The 16,820-nt window shown below is 46.3% G+C and carries 12 protein-coding genes; 3 read left to right on the top strand and 9 right to left on the bottom strand.

The genetic code is table 11. The annotated features are described in order from the left end of the window. The first annotated feature begins 120 nt into the window (after positions 1-120). The 3 genes from FKN16_RS18110 (at position 121) to FKN16_RS18100 (ending at position 3,890) form a co-directional block, all read left to right on the top strand. Complete coding sequence (locus FKN16_RS18110; protein ID WP_005386566.1) at positions 121-1,134, top strand: Fe(3+) ABC transporter substrate-binding protein; 1,014 nt, start codon at positions 121-123, stop codon at positions 1,132-1,134. Positions 1,135-1,233: 99 nt separating this feature from the next. Then, positions 1,234-2,859: an iron ABC transporter permease gene (locus FKN16_RS18105; protein WP_005396731.1), complete on the top strand. Its 1,626-nt coding sequence runs from the start codon at positions 1,234-1,236 to the stop codon at positions 2,857-2,859. Beyond that, positions 2,859-3,890, top strand: coding sequence for an ABC transporter ATP-binding protein (locus FKN16_RS18100; RefSeq protein ID WP_005396732.1), 1,032 nt, complete (start codon positions 2,859-2,861; stop codon positions 3,888-3,890). The genes FKN16_RS18105 and FKN16_RS18100 overlap by 1 nt, the downstream gene beginning before the upstream one ends. A 151-nt stretch (positions 3,891-4,041) precedes the next feature. Here the strand turns inward: FKN16_RS18100 and FKN16_RS18095 are convergent, their stop codons facing one another. The 9 genes from FKN16_RS18095 to FKN16_RS18055 form a co-directional block, all read right to left on the bottom strand. Next, on the bottom strand, positions 4,042-5,454 hold the full coding sequence (locus FKN16_RS18095) for a phosphoglucomutase/phosphomannomutase family protein (RefSeq protein ID WP_047008966.1): 1,413 nt from the start codon (positions 5,452-5,454) through the stop codon (positions 4,042-4,044). Between the two features lie 106 nt (positions 5,455-5,560). Beyond that, entirely contained in the window at positions 5,561-7,969 is a 2,409-nt protein-coding gene (locus FKN16_RS18090; protein ID WP_170903306.1) for a N,N'-diacetylchitobiose phosphorylase, read from the bottom strand. A gap of 84 nt (positions 7,970-8,053) precedes the next feature. Next, positions 8,054-9,973: a family 20 glycosylhydrolase gene (locus FKN16_RS18085; protein WP_170903305.1), complete on the bottom strand. Its 1,920-nt coding sequence runs from the start codon at positions 9,971-9,973 to the stop codon at positions 8,054-8,056. Between the two features lie 8 nt (positions 9,974-9,981). Further along, positions 9,982-10,872, bottom strand: coding sequence for an N-acetylglucosamine kinase (locus FKN16_RS18080; RefSeq protein ID WP_170903304.1), 891 nt, complete (start codon positions 10,870-10,872; stop codon positions 9,982-9,984). 2 nt (positions 10,873-10,874) lie between these two features. Further along, positions 10,875-12,614: a glycoside hydrolase family 9 protein gene (locus FKN16_RS18075; RefSeq protein ID WP_170903303.1), complete on the bottom strand. Its 1,740-nt coding sequence runs from the start codon at positions 12,612-12,614 to the stop codon at positions 10,875-10,877. A 62-nt stretch (positions 12,615-12,676) separates the two neighbouring features. Continuing rightward, the gene (locus FKN16_RS18070; protein WP_005394711.1) at positions 12,677-13,672 is read right to left on the bottom strand and encodes an ABC transporter ATP-binding protein; all 996 of its coding nucleotides are present in this window, start codon (positions 13,670-13,672) and stop codon (positions 12,677-12,679) included. Positions 13,673-13,720: 48 nt separating this feature from the next. Beyond that, positions 13,721-14,704 carry an ABC transporter ATP-binding protein gene (locus FKN16_RS18065; protein ID WP_005394709.1) on the bottom strand — a complete coding sequence of 328 codons (984 nt, stop codon included), beginning with the start codon at positions 14,702-14,704 and terminating at the stop codon, positions 13,721-13,723. Positions 14,705-14,706: 2 nt separating this feature from the next. Next, on the bottom strand, positions 14,707-15,732 hold the full coding sequence (locus FKN16_RS18060) for an ABC transporter permease (RefSeq protein WP_005394707.1): 1,026 nt from the start codon (positions 15,730-15,732) through the stop codon (positions 14,707-14,709). Positions 15,733-15,734: 2 nt separating this feature from the next. Continuing rightward, positions 15,735-16,721, bottom strand: a complete 987-nt coding sequence (locus FKN16_RS18055) for an ABC transporter permease (RefSeq protein ID WP_005394705.1) — start codon at positions 16,719-16,721, stop codon at positions 15,735-15,737. Positions 16,722-16,820: the final 99 nt, after the last annotated feature.

Here is a 16,820-nt window from a genome sequence, read left to right as displayed (position 1 = left end):
ACATATAAAAACCTGCTCCGATGAGCAGGTTTTTTAATATTTGTCATTGTCTTCTTATTGAACATACATATAATAACGCAACTGATAAACGTTATCATTAGCATGGTAAAGGATTAAACAATGAAAAAACTGCTAACTCTTTCAGCATTAACTTGCGCAACCTTAGCTCCAACAGCAATGGCTGCTGAAGAAGTGAACGTCTACTCTTACCGTCAACCTTTCCTAGTTGAGCCTATGTTCAACGAGTTCACTAAAGAAACTGGCATCAAAGTAAACGTAAAATTTGCTAAAAAAGGCTTAGCAGAAAAGCTAGCTCAAGAAGGCGAGTACAGCCCAGCTGATGTTATCCTTACGACAGACATCAGTCGTCTAGCTGAACTGACAAACAAAGGTTTAGTTCAGAAAGTAGATAGCAAAATCATTGAAGAAAACGTACCAGCTCAATACCAAGATAAAGAGAATGAGTGGTTTGCCCTAACTCTACGCTCACGTAGTGTTTACTCTTCACGTGATCGCGTAGGTAAACTAGGCGCAGATTTCAACTATGCAGATCTAGCTAAGCCAGAGTTCAAAGGTAAAATTTGTACTCGTAGCGGTAAGCACCCGTACAACGTTTCTCTAGTTTCAGCAATGATTGCTCACAATGGCGAAGCAGAAACCAAAGAGTGGTTGGAAGGCGTGAAAGCAAACCTTGCTCGCAAACCACAAGGTAACGATCGTGCACAAGTTAAAGCGATCAAAGAAGGCCTATGTGATGTTTCTCTAGGTAACAGCTACTACCTAGGTAAAATGGTTAACGACAAAGAGCAAAAAGCTTGGGCAGATGCAGTTTACATCAACTTTCCTAACCAAGAGACTACAGGTACTCACGTAAACATCTCTGGTATGGCGATGGCGAAGTACTCTCCAAACAAAGACAATGCTGTGAAGCTAATGGAATTCCTAACGGGTGACAAAGCGCAGCAGATGTACGCAGAAGTTAACTACGAGTACCCTGTTAAAGAAGGCGTGAAGCGTTCTGAACTTGTGGAATCTTGGGGTGACTTTAAAGCAGACAAGCTTTCTCTAGACGATATTGCAGCCAACCACGAAGCGGCAATTAAGCTATTAGACGAAGTGAAATTTGACCTTTAATTCCTTGTGGGGGTATAACAGTACCCCCATTTGATTAAAGGATATGAGATGTATTTGCAACAGCATTTGTATTTCATACAGCCTTGCAGTAATTAGGCGATGAAAGATAAACACTCTTTATGGAAAACCAGTAGTGGGGTAATAACTCTGCTACTGGTTTTGCCGATCTTAGCGATCTTCTACACCGCAATTGGTGAAACGGATGATTTGTTTGCCCATTTAATGGCGACAGTCATGCCGACTTATATTTTTAACACGGTTGCGCTCACTATTGGCGTAATGGTGTTGTCCTTAATTCTTGGTATACCAAGCGCTTGGATAATGGCCATGTGTAAACTGCCGACCGAAAAATGGTTGCAGTGGGCATTGGTGCTACCTCTTGCGATGCCAGGTTATATCATTGGTTATATTTTTACGGATTGGTTTGATTTTGCAGGACCGATTCAGATCTTTTTGCGTGATGTAACCGGATGGGGACCTGGCGAGTATTGGTTCCCTGATATTCGCACCTTGCCTGGCGCGACCTTTGTGTTGGCTTTAGTGCTGTACCCTTATGTGTATTTGCTGTGTCGAGCTGCATTTATGGAGCAAAATGTCTCTTTGTTGCAAAGCGCGCGTTTGCTCAAATGCTCTCCATGGGAAAGCTTTTGGCGCATCTCTATGCCATTAGTGCGACCTTCTATCGCTGTGGGTTTGTCGCTGGTCGCAATGGAGACTATCGGTGACTTTGGTACTGTAAGTTACTTCGCTGTGAATACGTTAACCACAGCGGTCTACGATACTTGGTTGGGGTACTCTAATCTTAATGCTGCAGCCAAGATTTCTGCCATGATGCTCGTCATTGTAGTACTGCTTCTCAGTGCCGAACGCTACAGTCGTCGTAAACAAAAGCTTTTTCAAAGCCAATTTAACAGTCACGAAGATTTTCGTTATGAGTTGACGGGCTGGAAAAAGTGGACCGCGCTGGTTTGGTGTTGGGGCTTGGTTTCGGTCGCGTTTATTTTGCCATTACTACAGCTGATTGATTATGCGATAACTTACTTTGCGCAGAGTTGGACCCCCGAGTTTCGTGAATACGCATGGAATAGTTTGGTCGTGTCGGTTATTGCCGCCATTATTGGTGTTGCTGTCGCACTGATCGTTAACTTTACCCATCGCGTTAATGGCAAGCGCGAAAGCTTGGCATTTATGCGTCTTTCTTCGATGGGGTATGCAGTGCCAGGAACCGTATTAGCGATTGGTGTGATGGTCGCAGTACTGTTTATGGATCACCGCGTCAACGACCTTGCTAAAGCCATGGAGTGGGGAAGACCGGGACTTATTTTTTCTGGCTCCATGTTCGCCCTGGTTTTTGCCATGGTTGTGCGCTTTTCAGCGGTGGCGATTGGTAGTATCGAAAGTAACTTAAATAAAATTTCGCCTTCGTTAGATATGGCGTCTCGCACCATGGGTTGTAAGCCTAATGCCATGCTGTGGCGTGTGCACTTTCCGCTGGTTAAACGTGGTGCACTGATTGCGGCTCTGTTAGTGTTTATCGAGTCGATGAAAGAGCTCAATGCGGCCCTATTACTTCGTCCGTTTAACTTTGAAACACTAGCCACATACGTTTATAACTTCGCCTCGGATGAGCATTTGGAATTGGCCGCTTTGCCTGCGGTTTTGTTGGTTCTTGTTGGGTTGATCCCGCTTGTTGTTGTTAACCGTTCACTGGAGCAAAATCACTGATGAGCTGCGCATTATCAATTAAAAACCTAACTTGCCAATATGATGATCAAACCGTACTGGAATCATTGTCTCTTGAGGTGGAACAAGGGCAAATTGTCTGTTTACTAGGTGCAAGTGGTTGCGGAAAAACAACACTATTAAAAGCCGTTGCAGGGCTATTGCCATTAACGTCAGGCGAAATGAGCTTAAATTGCGTCACGATTGATGATGGGGAGAACTGGTTGCCACCAGAACAGCGTAATATCGGGATGATTTTCCAAGATTATGCGCTTTTTCCTCACCTGACGGTGGAGCAAAATATTGCCTTTGGCTTAAAGCATTACTCGACAAAAGAGAAAAATGGCAAAGTTCAAGAGATGCTCGAGCTCGTGCATTTACAAGGCTATGGCGATCGTTATCCACATCAGTTGTCTGGTGGACAGCAGCAGCGTGTTGCGATTGCTCGCTCATTAGCTTACAGCCCAGACTTATTGCTGCTGGATGAGCCGTTCTCTAATATTGATACGCAAGTTCGCCATGAGCTGATAAGTGAGATCCGTAAGATTTTTAAGGCGCAAGGCGTGACTGCCATTTTTGTTACGCATAGCCGTGAAGAGGCTTTTGCCTTCGCTGATAAAATGGCAGTGATGAACAATGGTGTTATCGAGCAGTATGGCACGGCATCTGAGCTTTACTATCAGCCTTCAAGTAAGTTTGTTGCGGATTTCTTAGGTGGTGGTAGCTATCTGGCTGCTAAACGAGTTTCGGATTCAGAATATGAAACCCACTTGGGTGTGGTTGAAGCCACAGCCCAACAAGAGATCCCAGTGCAGTCTGAATGCTCTTTGTTGCTAAGGCCGCAACATGTGCAAATTCAATCCGATGAAGAGAGCTCAGTAACGGTGCTGGAGCAGCACTTTATGGGCGACCATTGCCGTTACGTGATTGATGCGAATGGCGACCGTTTGTTGGCTACAGCATCGCAGGCATTAAATATTGGTGAGTCTGTTGCTGTGAAAATTGAAACGCAGGGCGTGCTGGCATTCGCATAACGTTACTGGGTACCTTTACTACTTCTCTTATTCCTTCCTACACATAATAAAAAAGCCCGGCAGTAATGCCGGGCAAGTATTCTCCCCCTTAGCGACAGCTTGAATTACATGACAAGCGTAGCCGAAGTGCTCGAAGCGGGCACAAGGTCAGTTATAAAGATAAGAAGTCTTTAAACTGTTGAAGAACACGTTCCGCAGTGTCCTTATCTTGCATTTCTGCAAAAATACGCAGTAGTGGCTCAGTACCAGAGAAGCGGGCGATGATCCAACCGCCATTCTTGAAGTACACTTTCGCACCATCTTCGTAGCTGACTTTTTCAATATCGAACTCAAACTCAGGCAGTTGTTTTTCAACATATATCTTGTTGAACAGGGCTTCTTTTTGCGCTGGTTTGAATTTGCAATCACCTTCTGCCATGTACGCGTAGCCGTACTTACCGTAGATTTCATCTAGTAGTTCAGACAACTTTTTGCCCGTTACCGAGATCATTTCAACCAGTAAGCTTGATGCGAACACACCATCTTTACCTTTGATATGACCGCGAATAGTTAAACCACCAGAGCTTTCCCCACCAATCAGTGAGTCATCCGCTTCCATTTGAGAACTGATGTGCTTAAAGCCTACTGGTACCTCAAAGCATTTTTCACCGTGGTCTTCAGCAATTTTATCGAGAAGATGAGTCGTCGCGATGTTACGTACCACGGAACCTGTCCAACCTTTGTACTCCAATAAGTAATAATAAAGTAGAATCAGGACTTCATTCGGATGAATGAAGTTACCTTTTTCGTCAATAATACCAAGACGGTCCGCATCGCCATCGGTACCGATGCCAATATCGTAACCTTGCTCTTTTACTAGGTGCATCAAACGGTAGAGTGTTGCAGCACTTGGCGAAGGCATTAACCCACCGAAGTCTGGGTTTTTTCCATCGTTAATCACATCAACGTCACAGCGGCCGTTGATTAATACGGTTTGCAGTGCATTTTTTGCGACACCGAACATCGGGTCAATCAAAACGCGTAGGTTGGCTTTTTTGATCGACTCGATATCAATAAAGTTAATTATCGAATCTACGAATTCGTTCATCGGGTTGATAATTTGAATCAGCTTATCTTCAACCGCTTGTTCAAAATCGACACTTTTTACATCTTGTGCAGTGAGCGTATTGATTTGTGATTCGATTTTCTGGGTGATGATTTCATCTGCATCACGACCGCCTTCAATGAAGACTTTAATGCCGTTGTAATCGGCCGGGTTGTGCGATGCCGTAATACATGCCGAGTAAGCGCAGCCCATTTCCTTCGCTTTAAACATTACGATAGGCGTTGGAACAAACTTATCGATAAAGCTAACGACGATGCCGTTTGCTGCTAAAACTTCGGCAAACCAACGGCCAGCTTTGTCAGACAGAAAGCGTCGGTCATAACCAATGACAAAGCCGCGATCAGCAACAGATTCGTTATTCGTAATGTTTGCGACTGCTTGAGCCACCAAACGTACATTATCTTTGGTGAATTCTTCACCGATGAATGCGCGCCAACCGCCTGTACCAAATTTGATCATGATTCGAACCTCAATAAGGGCGGCAATACTCCGCGCCTTAAAATTTTGCTAGCGAGCCCAATGCACAAGCTAAAAAGCAAAAGTGCATTGGGACGTTTTGAAGCGATTAACCTAGTGTTACGATCACTTCGTTGACGGAACCTTCCGCTTGAACTGGTACTGATGCGCCAGTGATAGCTTCGCCGTTCAGAGTGATAGATTTCACGCCTTTGCTGACTGAGTCAGGGTTAACGACTTTTATGTTGTAAGTCGCGCCTAGCCACTGACGAGTCACTTCAAACCCTGGCCAGTTTGTTGGGATACATGGATCGATAGTCAGGCCATCGAAGCCTGTACGCACACCAAGGATAAAGTTGGTAACAGCGAAGTAAGCCCAGCCAGATGTACCTGTTAACCATGGGTGGTTTGCACGACCGTGGTCTTGGTGGTCACGACCCATAATGAACTGAACATATGAGTAAGGTTCTGCAATACGTTTTTCGATGATGTCGTTCTGGTTGTATGGGTTAAGTGCATCGTAGAACTTCATTGCACGGTCACCACGACCCAGTTTCGCTTCAGCTACCCAAGCCCATGGGTTTGGGTGCGAGAAGATTGCGCCATTCTCTTTTACGCCTTGATAAACACGCGTTACGAAACCGATGTCATCGTTTGGCGTAGCGAATGATGGCGAGTTTAGGTGAAGGCCGTATTCAGAGAATAGATTTTCGTCGACTGCGTCCATCGCTTTCTCACCGCGCTCTTGAGATACCGCACCAGAAAGTACTGCAAGCGTGTTTGACTCAAGGTGTACACGACCTTCTTTTTGCTGTGCAGTACCGATCTTGTCGCCGTTTTTCGTTAGACCACGGATATACCAGCCGCCTTCTTCGTCCCAAAGGTGTGTTTCACACGCTTCACGCACGTTTGCCGCCATCTCGGTGTACTTCTCAACGTCAGCGTCTTTGCGTAGGTATTTTGCAAGGTCGATAAACTCTTGTAGCGCCCAGAAGTGTAGGAAAGACACCATTGAAGACTCGCCGCCACCTAGGTTTAGACAGTCGTTCCAGTCTGCACGAAGACCTTTACAGATACCGGTTTGACCCACGTACTCCGCAGAGAAGTCTAGCGCTGCTTTCATGTGGTCATAAACGCTTGCATCGCCGCCATCTGCGTAAGGGATCACTTCGTCGAAGAAGCTGTGCTCACCCGTTTCCATCACGTACTTACAGATGGTTGGAACTAGCCATAGATGGTCATCAGAACACGTGTCTTCAATACCGTGGATCTTGTCTTCATCAGATGGAGTAGGAACAACTGTTGGGGATTTCGATGGTTTAACATCCGCTTTTTCTGGATCGAACCAGTCTGGATCGAATAGGTGTAGACCGTAACCCGCTTTCACTTGGCCGCGCAGTAGGTCAACGATACGTTTGCGCGTCATTGCTGGGTTAGCGTGAGGAACTGAGATTGCATCTTGCGCTGTATCGCGGTAACCAAGACCAGTACGACCACCCACCTCAATGAACGAAGCAAAACGAGACCACACCACACAAGTTTCTGCTTGGTACAGTGTCCAAGCATTGATCATGGTATCTAGACCTTCGTTTGGTGATTTCACTTGGAACTTGCCACAACGCTCATCCCAGTGTGCTTTGATACCCGCAAATGCATTGTCGACTTCTGCAAGGTCTTGGTACTTAGCACGCAGACGTTCACCGTTACCTTTGCCGATACCCAGAATGTAAGCAAAGCGAACTTCTTCACCTGGTTGGATAGTAAATTGCTTGTGCAGAGAGCCACAGTGGTTGTAACACGTTTGTGCGGTGTTAAAACACTTACCTTGTTCTACTGCTAGTGGGTTTGCTTCGTCGCGGTATAGACCTAGGAAGCTATCACGTTGACCGTCGTATGAATCTGGATCAAACGTTGACGCTAGGTAGTAGAAGCCTTCGAAATCGTTCGTGTTGTAGTACAGGTCGTATTCAATCACGCCTTCGTTGTATGACGTACCAGCAGAGTAGAGAGACATCTGGTGGTTTTGGTTATCAGATTGAATGTGGCTGAACGAGAACTCGACAAATGAGAATGCGCTGATCGTACGCGGTTTGTCAGAGGTGTTCTTGATGACCACATCCCAAATTTCTGCATCTTCGCCTTTTGGTACAAAGAGCGTTTTGGTTGCGCTAATGCCGCTGTATTCACACTTGAATTTAGAGTACGACAAACCATGACGAACTACGTAGTTCGCTTCGTCTAGGCTTTTGGCAACTGGTTGCCAAGAGATTGACCAGTAATCACCCGTCTCATCATCACGTAGGTAAACGTAGTGTCCTGGGCGATCGAATGTCGCGTTTGGACGGAATTTAGTAACACGGTTGTATTCTGGAGAGTTGTAGAACGAGTAGCCACCCGCGTTGTGCGAGATAACGGTACAGAATTTTTCTGTACCTAGGTAGTTGGTCCAAGGAGCAGGTACATCAGGGCGAGTAATGACGTATTCACGATTCTCGTTATCGAAATAGCCGTATTTCATTTGTGTATTTCCTTTTTACAAAGCTGCATCTGCAGCCAAAATTTAAAAACTCTTCAAGCGTGATGCTTCTACATCAGCTCTGTATTACTTCCACGGTTTACGGTAATTCACTCCCTGCAAATCAAGCAGCGATAGGTGTCCTTTCAAGCGTGATAAATAGTCGGTCCAGTCTCGGTGTTGTTTGTCTGTCCAACATGCTTCTGCCATTGCGGTTAAGCGCGGGAAGACCATGTAGTCCATACGAGACTGGTTGTTAATGATTTCGCACCACAATGCTGTTTGAATGCCCCAAATGCGTTTACGTATTGGATCGTCGGCTGGCACTTCAGCGAGTGGTTCATAGTTGTAAGCTTTTTCTAGCGGCAACGGGTTCGCCCAATCCACGCCCGGTTCTTCTGGTGCGTAGTCTTGGGTCATATCTAGGTAGGTGGTTTGTGCAGGTTGTAGCACCACATCGAAACCTTGGCGCGCGCAGTTCAACGCCGCTTCTTCGCTTAACCACGAATAGATCACTGTGTCTTTGCTGACTTTGTCACCATGCTGTGCTTCTTCCCAACCCAGCATGCGCTTGCCAAGTTTGCGCAGTTTGTCTTCGGCATGACGCAAGAAGTGCCCTTGTAACTCTTTGTAGTCGCTGTAACCCAGTTGTTCCATTAGTGCTTGGCACGCAGGGCTTTTTGACCAAACCCCGTTAGGTACTTCATCCGCACCGATATGAACATAAGGCGCAGGGAACAGCGCGGAGACTTCTTCCAACACTTTGTCGATAAACTCATAACTTCCCGGCAGAGCTGGGTTAATGACGTTGTCGTTGTAATGCTGAATACTGCGGTATTCGGTGGTATCTTCTGTTTCTACCAATAGGTGTGGTAACGACTTGATGGCAGCTCGGCAGTGGCCTGGTACATCGATTTCAGGGATAACAGTGATGCCTCGTTTCGAAGCAAAGGCAACCACGTCTTTGATGTCTTCTTGAGTGTAAAAACCGCCGTAACGCTCAGCAAGGTGCGTGTACTGTGGCTCATTGGTTTCATCCAACCCACGCCATGCACCAATATCGGTTAGTTGAGGCAATGATTTGATCTCAATTCGCCAACCTTCATCATCGGTAAGGTGCCAATGGAATGTATTGAACTTGTAGTGAGCCAACTGGTTGATCAAACGTTTGACTTGCTCAACGGAGTGAAAATGGCGAGCACAATCTAGCATCATACCGCGGTAACGAAAACGTGGTCGGTCTTTGATTGAACAGCAAACCACTTCCATTGAGGCTGGTTGATCGCCAACTTTGATCAGTTGCAATAACGTTGCACAAGCATGGGTAAAACCAGACGAAGAGCCAGCTTCAATTTTGATCGACTCTTCTGCTACCTTCAGTTTGTAAGCGCCTTCATCCAAGGTTGGGTTGCCTTTGAAGATGATCTGACTGCCATTGTCTGATGCGAACTCAAATTGATGAATGCGCTTAAGCTCTTCAAGTAACCACTCTTTAGCTGAATTGGCTAGGTTTGAATAAACCGCAACGCCAGCTTGATGATTAAAGCTAAAGTAGTGATCGCTGACTTCTATATGGTTTGGTTTTGGCAATAAAGGCTGCGCATGCGTCAAGCTGGAAGGGATCTCACTACGTTCACGGTACGGTGAAGCCAATACGATCGGCGTGACATCGACTTGAGCTCGCTGAAGGTTGCCGTTGACTTCAAAGTTGACCAAGGCTTCATTGAATCCATCAGAATAGTAACGGAATGGATTCGAACCAATACTGAACTCGCAGTAAAAATGATGGTTAGCTGCCAGCACCAACCCTTCTGGTTTGAGGGTGCAGTAGCTGCCAATTTGCTTGAGCTGACCATTCGAAACACTATCCGGCAGAATGTAGCGATCAAAAGCAAAAATCAGGCTCCAATTGTGGAGATCTTGATCGCTTAAATTATGAAACGTCAATCCAAAACGGCAGTTTTGCTTTTGCTCTGATAGGACGACGAGATCAACACGATATTCCATATCTACTCCTACGCCGCACTGAGCGAGTAAAGGTTGTGTTCAGGTTTACCTGCAAACATAATTGCGCCTTCAATCGCGTCAAACTGTGGCTCAACAACCCATTGCTGAACTGGTGGCGAAAGCCAACGTAAAATACGTTCAGCAATGCTGCCCATTAAACAAATACGCGTTGCGCCACGCTTGTTTAATGCCACGAGAAACATTTCTATATCAGCTGCAGTTTGTTTCAGCATTTCAATTGCCAGTGCATCACCTTGTTCTGCATGTTGGAAAATTGCAGGAGAAAACTGCCCATAATCACGAGGAAGTGCTTGTTTAGACCAAGCCACCACGTTATCAACGTCATTTTCGAAATGTGCCATGACGTGTTGTGCTAGAGGCGTTTTCTCTCTGATGCCATCTTCAGCTAACAACACTTGTTGAACTAGGCGAAGCCCCATCACTGCGCCGCCACCTTGATCCGAAATCGGGAATTCGCGACCACCGACAACGTGCTGCTCCAATCCTTTAAGATAGATGCCACAAGAACCCGTTCCTGCGATCATGATTGCGCCATCTTCGCCATTGTGTGCACCAACGCACGCGCCGTAAGCATCAGTATTAAGAGTCATACTGGTAAACGGATGAGGAAGAGACATGAAGGCTTGCCAAGATGCTTTGTGCTCAGCACCTGCAAGGGCTAAGCCGACATGCATCGATGCAAAATCTTGTTGTGTCAGACCGCCTTGCTCGGCTGCTGAAGTTATGGATTCAAGAATCGAAGCCATTGCTATTTCAGCTCCTAGCATGATGTTGGCGCTGCCGCTTTTGGCCTCGCCAATAAAATTACCTTGTGAATCTTTAATCCTGGCTCGACATGACGTGCCGCCACCATCGATACCGACAAAATACATCCCCATGATTATTGTTCCTTAATATTTTTAGAGGTTGCCAACTGAGAAATATGCTGAGCTTGACTCATTATCGCGAGTAAGTACCAAGCGCCATGCGGGATCCATTGTTCGCCCCAGCGCCAGTTTTGTAACATGTCGTCTTTTTGTGCTGGTGGGTTAAATGCGATGTCTTCCTCGTCTTCAAAGCCGCCAGTGATTCCGTTACACACACCGCCTTTAGCGTTGAAGAAACCATATTGAGGAAGGTAATCAGGGTTGTTGCGACCGTGGCCATCAAGCATGCACATGTCGTATGGGTTTAAGCCTACAATCCAGTTCAAGGCATCTTGAGCAAACACGGAAAGTTGTTGCTGTATTTCCTGCGACGCTATATGCGGTTGAGCAAGATACGCCATGGTCGCGAGTGAGCCCAATCGAGCATTCTCGCCTTGCCACCAATAGCCGGATTCATTGTTGTGTGCGACAAAAAATGCATCGCGTTTTGACTCATTTACGCCTTTAACATACTGGCGAGGGTAACCGAATGGGTTGGTCACTTTATTCGATATTTTGATCTCAAACTCACACGCTCGGTTAACGATGCGTTTTACAGATTCTGTCTGTACGGAGTCGTCTTCAATTGATAGATATTCGCACAAGGCAATAACGGGTAGACCTGCTTCGGCAGCGTGAAAGTATGGACGACTGCCGTCTTGGTTTGCTGACCAAAAGTGTTGAATCTGCTCGTCGCTCATTTGGCGGGCAACTAAGCGTTGTGCCCACAAACGGCTCTCTTCCAAGTAGCGAGTTTCTTTGGTGGCTTTAAACAGTTCTACACTGGCTAGTAGCGCACAATATTCGTCGATAATGTTTTCTGCACCATCATTGAGGTACTGCGTATTGTGCTCTTTTAAGTGCCAGTAACCATTTTCAGCAGCATTGCGGTATTTTTGTTGATCGTATTCGCCGTGAACACCTAAACGCGACGCCGCGGCCAGCGCTGCGATGGCGACACCGCCACCTTGTCGAAAGCCTGCTTGGTAGTCATCAAATTTGTGACCAAGTTGCGTTTCGTAGGCACAGATTTCTCGTTGCGCAGTATCTTTGCTCCACTTATCAAAGACTGTCATGTAGAAGAAGCCTTTTTCGTTTTGCATACGAACAAGGAAGTCTGCACCGAACAGGGCTTCTTCAATAAGACGTGTACGTGTGAAGGCTGCAATGTCTTCGCTTCCTTCAAGCAATGAAAGTCCTTTTAGGATGTTCCAAACCACCATTGGGGTTTGTTGAGGGTTCAAATAATTAGCGTATGAAAGATGACTTAAATACTTGCTAACGTCTCCAGATGCGTCGTACCACCCTCCGTGTACATCAACCGTTTGGTTGGCGCTGAGCACTGGAACTTGTCGATCTTGTTGATCGAAAATTCCACCACAACGTTGTGATTTGAAGTAGTGGATCACATCCGACAAAGTTTGATCCAACAGAATATGTTCGCCAATGGTGAAAGAGGAAGAGCGCGTATCTTCCACTTGCAGGAAATAGTCGCCTGAATCTGTGAAAGATGAAAAGTCGATGAGGTAGAAATAGCCCTGATGCCAGTTCGCCACTTTACCTTGTTCTTCAACCGCAAAAGTTGCCACGGTTTGCTCGCTAGTGGCACAAATCAATTGAGCAGTGTAAGAAGACAAGTGTGGTTGTTCGGTCTGGACAATGGCTTTCTTTGGGCCCAGATGTTCATAACCAATGTGGTTAGTCAGTAGCAGCATTCAATGTCTCCGGGAAACGATAAAACAGGAATGGGTCAGGCTGAACCTGACCCTCGTTATAATTAATCTTCAAATAAGTAACAGCGAACAAAGTGGTTCTCAGAAAGCTGAGTGACGCCTGGTAGTCGTTCGCGACATTTATCGGTTGCGTGTACGCAGCGTCCTGCAAATGGGCAGCCGACTGAATCCGGTGTCCAAAGTGGGATTTCCCCTTTGTTGCCTTTCAGCTTCTCGTGGATAGACTTCGATGGATCAGGCACAGCAGATACCAACAGTTGCGTATATGGGTGTTGAGGATCGTGAATGATTTCCTCAGTATCCCCCCATTCAACCATGTGACCTACGTACATAACCGCGAGATCTTCAGCAATGTAACGCGCCGTTGCGATGTCGTGAGTGATGTAAAGCAGAGACATTTGTTTCTCGAACTTCATCTCTTCCATCAAGTTAAGAACACCAGCACGAATTGACACGTCCAGCATTGATGTTGGCTCATCTGCCAATACCACTTCTGCACCTACAGCGATGTTACGAGCTAGGTTTACACGTTGACGCTGACCGCCAGATAGCTGGTGCGGGAACTTTTGCGCCGTTTCTTTTGGTGGAATAAGACCAACTTGTTCAAGTAGGTCGTACACACGTTCTTCCAGTTCCTTTTTGTTGCCTGGTGCAATCTTTTTATGGATCAGCAACGGGCGAGCAATGTGGTGAAAGATATTGTGTGTAGGGTTTAGTGAGCCAAATGGGTCCTGCCATACCATTTGTACGCCTTCACGGTATGTCATCAAGTCATGTCGAGAGGTAATATCTTGGATATCACGACCTCTGTATTCGATTACACCCTCGGTAGGGGCGTACATTTTAGCTATCATTTTAGCGGTAGTAGATTTACCAGATCCTGATTCACCTACTACTGACAAACCGCGGCTCTTGTACATCTTGAATGACACGTCGTTGATCGCGCGCATTTTTGACTGCTTGATTGAGTTACTATTTAAAGGGAAGTCCTTAACGACATGTTTACCCTCAATCAGCAGTTCGCCGAGTTGTTTGCTCATAATTCTCTCCAGTGTAATTTTGTTCTTAGCTAGCGTTATTTTTTGTTGTTAAACCTTAGCTTGAGCAATCGTGTCGCCGTATAAGTGGCAATTTGAAAAACGACCAGGTTCAATTTGACGCAGCTGAGTTGGTACTCGTGTACAAGCTTCGTGGACGCGGTCGCAGCGAGCTTGGAAGCGGCAGCCTTGAGGAATCTCTAATAGGTTCAAAGGGTTGCCTGGAATACCAGTTAATTTGGTTTTAGGACCAGTTAGTGGAGGGAAAGAGCTACCCAAACCTTTGGTGTAAGGGTGGTAAGGACTTTCCAGAATTTGCTTAGAAGGGGCGACTTCAATCAACTCACCAGAGTACATAATGCCGATTCGATCCGAGAACTCGACCATGAGTGACAAGTCGTGGGTAATGAAAAGGATCGAGAAGCCGAACTCTTCTTTCAGTGCATAGATTTTTTGTAAGATCTCACGCTGAACCACAACATCGAGTGCCGTCGTTGGCTCATCCATGATGATCATCTTTGGATTGAGAGCCAGAGCAATCGCAATGACTAAGCGCTGGCGCATACCACCAGAAAATTGGTGTGGGTAGTCATTCAAGCGGCTTGGGTGAATATCAACGATTTCCAACAATCCTTCGGCGCGCTTTTTCGCTTGTTCACGTGTCATGTTGGTATGGCGCATGATGACATCGCAAAACTGCTCTTCCATCGTAAGCACCGGATTTAATGCGTTCATAGCACTTTGGAACACCATCGACATCTCGCTCCAGCGGAATGATTGCATACGTTCATCGCTGTACTTAATGATGTCTTCACCGTTGAAGATGACCTCACCACCAGTGATGAATGCTGGCGGCTTATGAAGACGCATGAGCGAGAAAGCAACTGTGGATTTACCACAGCCAGATTCACCTGCCAGGCCAAAGACTTCACCTGGCGCAATGTCAAAGCTAACGTTGTTACAGGCGCGGACATCGCCCGCATCTGTGATGTAATCTACGCATAGGTTACGGATAGAAATTAGTGGTGCAGTCATGATTATTTATCTCCGCTCCATAGTGCATTTTGTGGTGCCATTTCAGGCGCGCGCTCTTTCTTGTCTTTCTCTGCCAGTTTCTTCCAGCGTTTCATGCCTTTGTGAGAACGAAGCTGTGGGTTAGCAATTTCATCAACGGCAAAGTTAAGTAGAGCAAGACCAGTCACCAAAAGAGTTAAGGCGATACAAGGTGCTAATACTTCCCACCATGCGCCAATCAACATTGCTGATGAGGTTTGCACGTTGTAAAGCATGATGCCCCAACTGATGGTGTTGGCATCGCCCAGGCCCAAGAACGAGATTACAGCCTCAGTATTGATAGCGAGCATTACTGAGCCGATGAAGCTTGCACCGACAATCGGGATTAGGTTTGGTAAAATTTCAACGAAGATGATGCGGAATGAAGACTCGCCCAATACTTCAGCGGCTTTCACAAACTCTTTCTCGCGCAGAGCCATGGTTTGAGAACGGACAACACGTGCGCCCCACGCCCAAGAGGTACCAGCGATAATCAAGGCAATGGTGAGTGGACCTGCTTCGCCAATAAAGGCTGCCAGTACAAAGAGCAATGGGTATTGAGGGATTACCAGCATGATGTTCATCGCTGCACTCAATATGTCATCCACTTTGCCGCCGAAGTAACCTGCCGAGATACCAATGACCGTTGCTAGGAAACATACGATGATGCCAGCACCAAAGCCGACACCTAGCGATACGCGAGCACCGTAAGCCACTTGTGACCAAATATCACGACCCATACGTGAAGTTCCCAGAACGTGATCAGCCTTTTTCGACATAATCAGCGTACGACGATCATCTGCTAGATTTTTAGCTACCCAGCCATCAGGATTATTTTGCGCTTGTTTTACGACAAAGCTAGGGTATTCGTGTGGATTACCGGTTCGCTTGTCTGGCGCATGTTTCGTAAGTAAAGGAGCTGCGATCGCAACGAATACGAATACGGTAACAATACCAAGGCCAATGCGAGCGAATGAGTTACCTAAAATAAGTTTGAATAGTTCTTTCATGATTATTTGCCTCCCGTACGTAGGCGAGGGTCTAGAATCATGTACAGCATGTCAGCCATTAAGTTGAAGCACAGCATGAACATCGTCATGATAATTAACTGACCTTGAAGTACTTGGTAGTCACGAGCGTGAATTGCGTTAAGTAGCACGGTGCCTAAACCTGGGTAGTTGAAAATCATCTCGATGATCAATTGGCCACCAATGGCCATACCCAAAGACATAGATAGCGCGGTTACACTTGGAAGTAGCGCGTTACGTGCGGCGTAATTGAAGACGACACGGTTCTCGCTCAGCCCTTTGCCTTTCGCCATCGTGATGTAGTCTTCGGCGAGAAGGTTGATCATGTTGTTACGCATATTGACGAGGAAGCCGCCGATCTGAACGATGGTTGCACAGAATAGAGGGAGTACTGCGTGGTAACCCACGTTTTTGATGAACTCCCAGCTTGACCAATCAGGGATAGTACCTGGCGTGTAAGCATAGCCAGATGGGAACCATTTTAGGCCAATCGCAAAGGTAAACAGCGCTAACATTGCGATAACCATCTGTGGGATAGCTTGAATGATCAATGTACCAGGCGTTACGAATGCATCGTACTTACTACCACGCTTCCATGCGGCAAAAATACCGAGTACAGAAGCGATTGAGAAAGAAAGTACAACCGCAGTACCAGCTAGGAAGAGAGACCAGCCAAATGCACTACCTAGTAAAGAGTTAACTGAAAGAGGGTAGAACTGGATTGATGTACCTAGCTCCCAACTTAGAATGTTTTTAATGTACGAAAAGTACTGAATGTAAATCGGCCCATCAACGAAACCGAGCAGTTCTTTCATTGCTGCGATTCGTTCTGGCGTCACCTGTACAGAAGCGTTAGCAAACATCATGGTAACTGGGTCACCAGGCATTGCTCGCGGAATAATAAAGTTTAACGTCGCTGCAACTAAGAGCGCGACAAGATAGAACGACAAACGTCTTAAAAAATAACCCATAACTCACACCTTACTCACCCAGATTTTTTCCCTGTTTCTGGTTTCAGGTCGCTCCTAGCGAAATTTAGAGCGAAAAATCCCCTGACGACGAGCGCCACA

The sequence above is a fragment of the Vibrio sp. 11-4(1) genome (assembly GCF_013048625.1).
Lineage (GTDB): Bacteria > Pseudomonadota > Gammaproteobacteria > Enterobacterales > Vibrionaceae > Vibrio > Vibrio diabolicus.
This window is presented reverse-complemented; position numbering and strand designations above follow the sequence as displayed.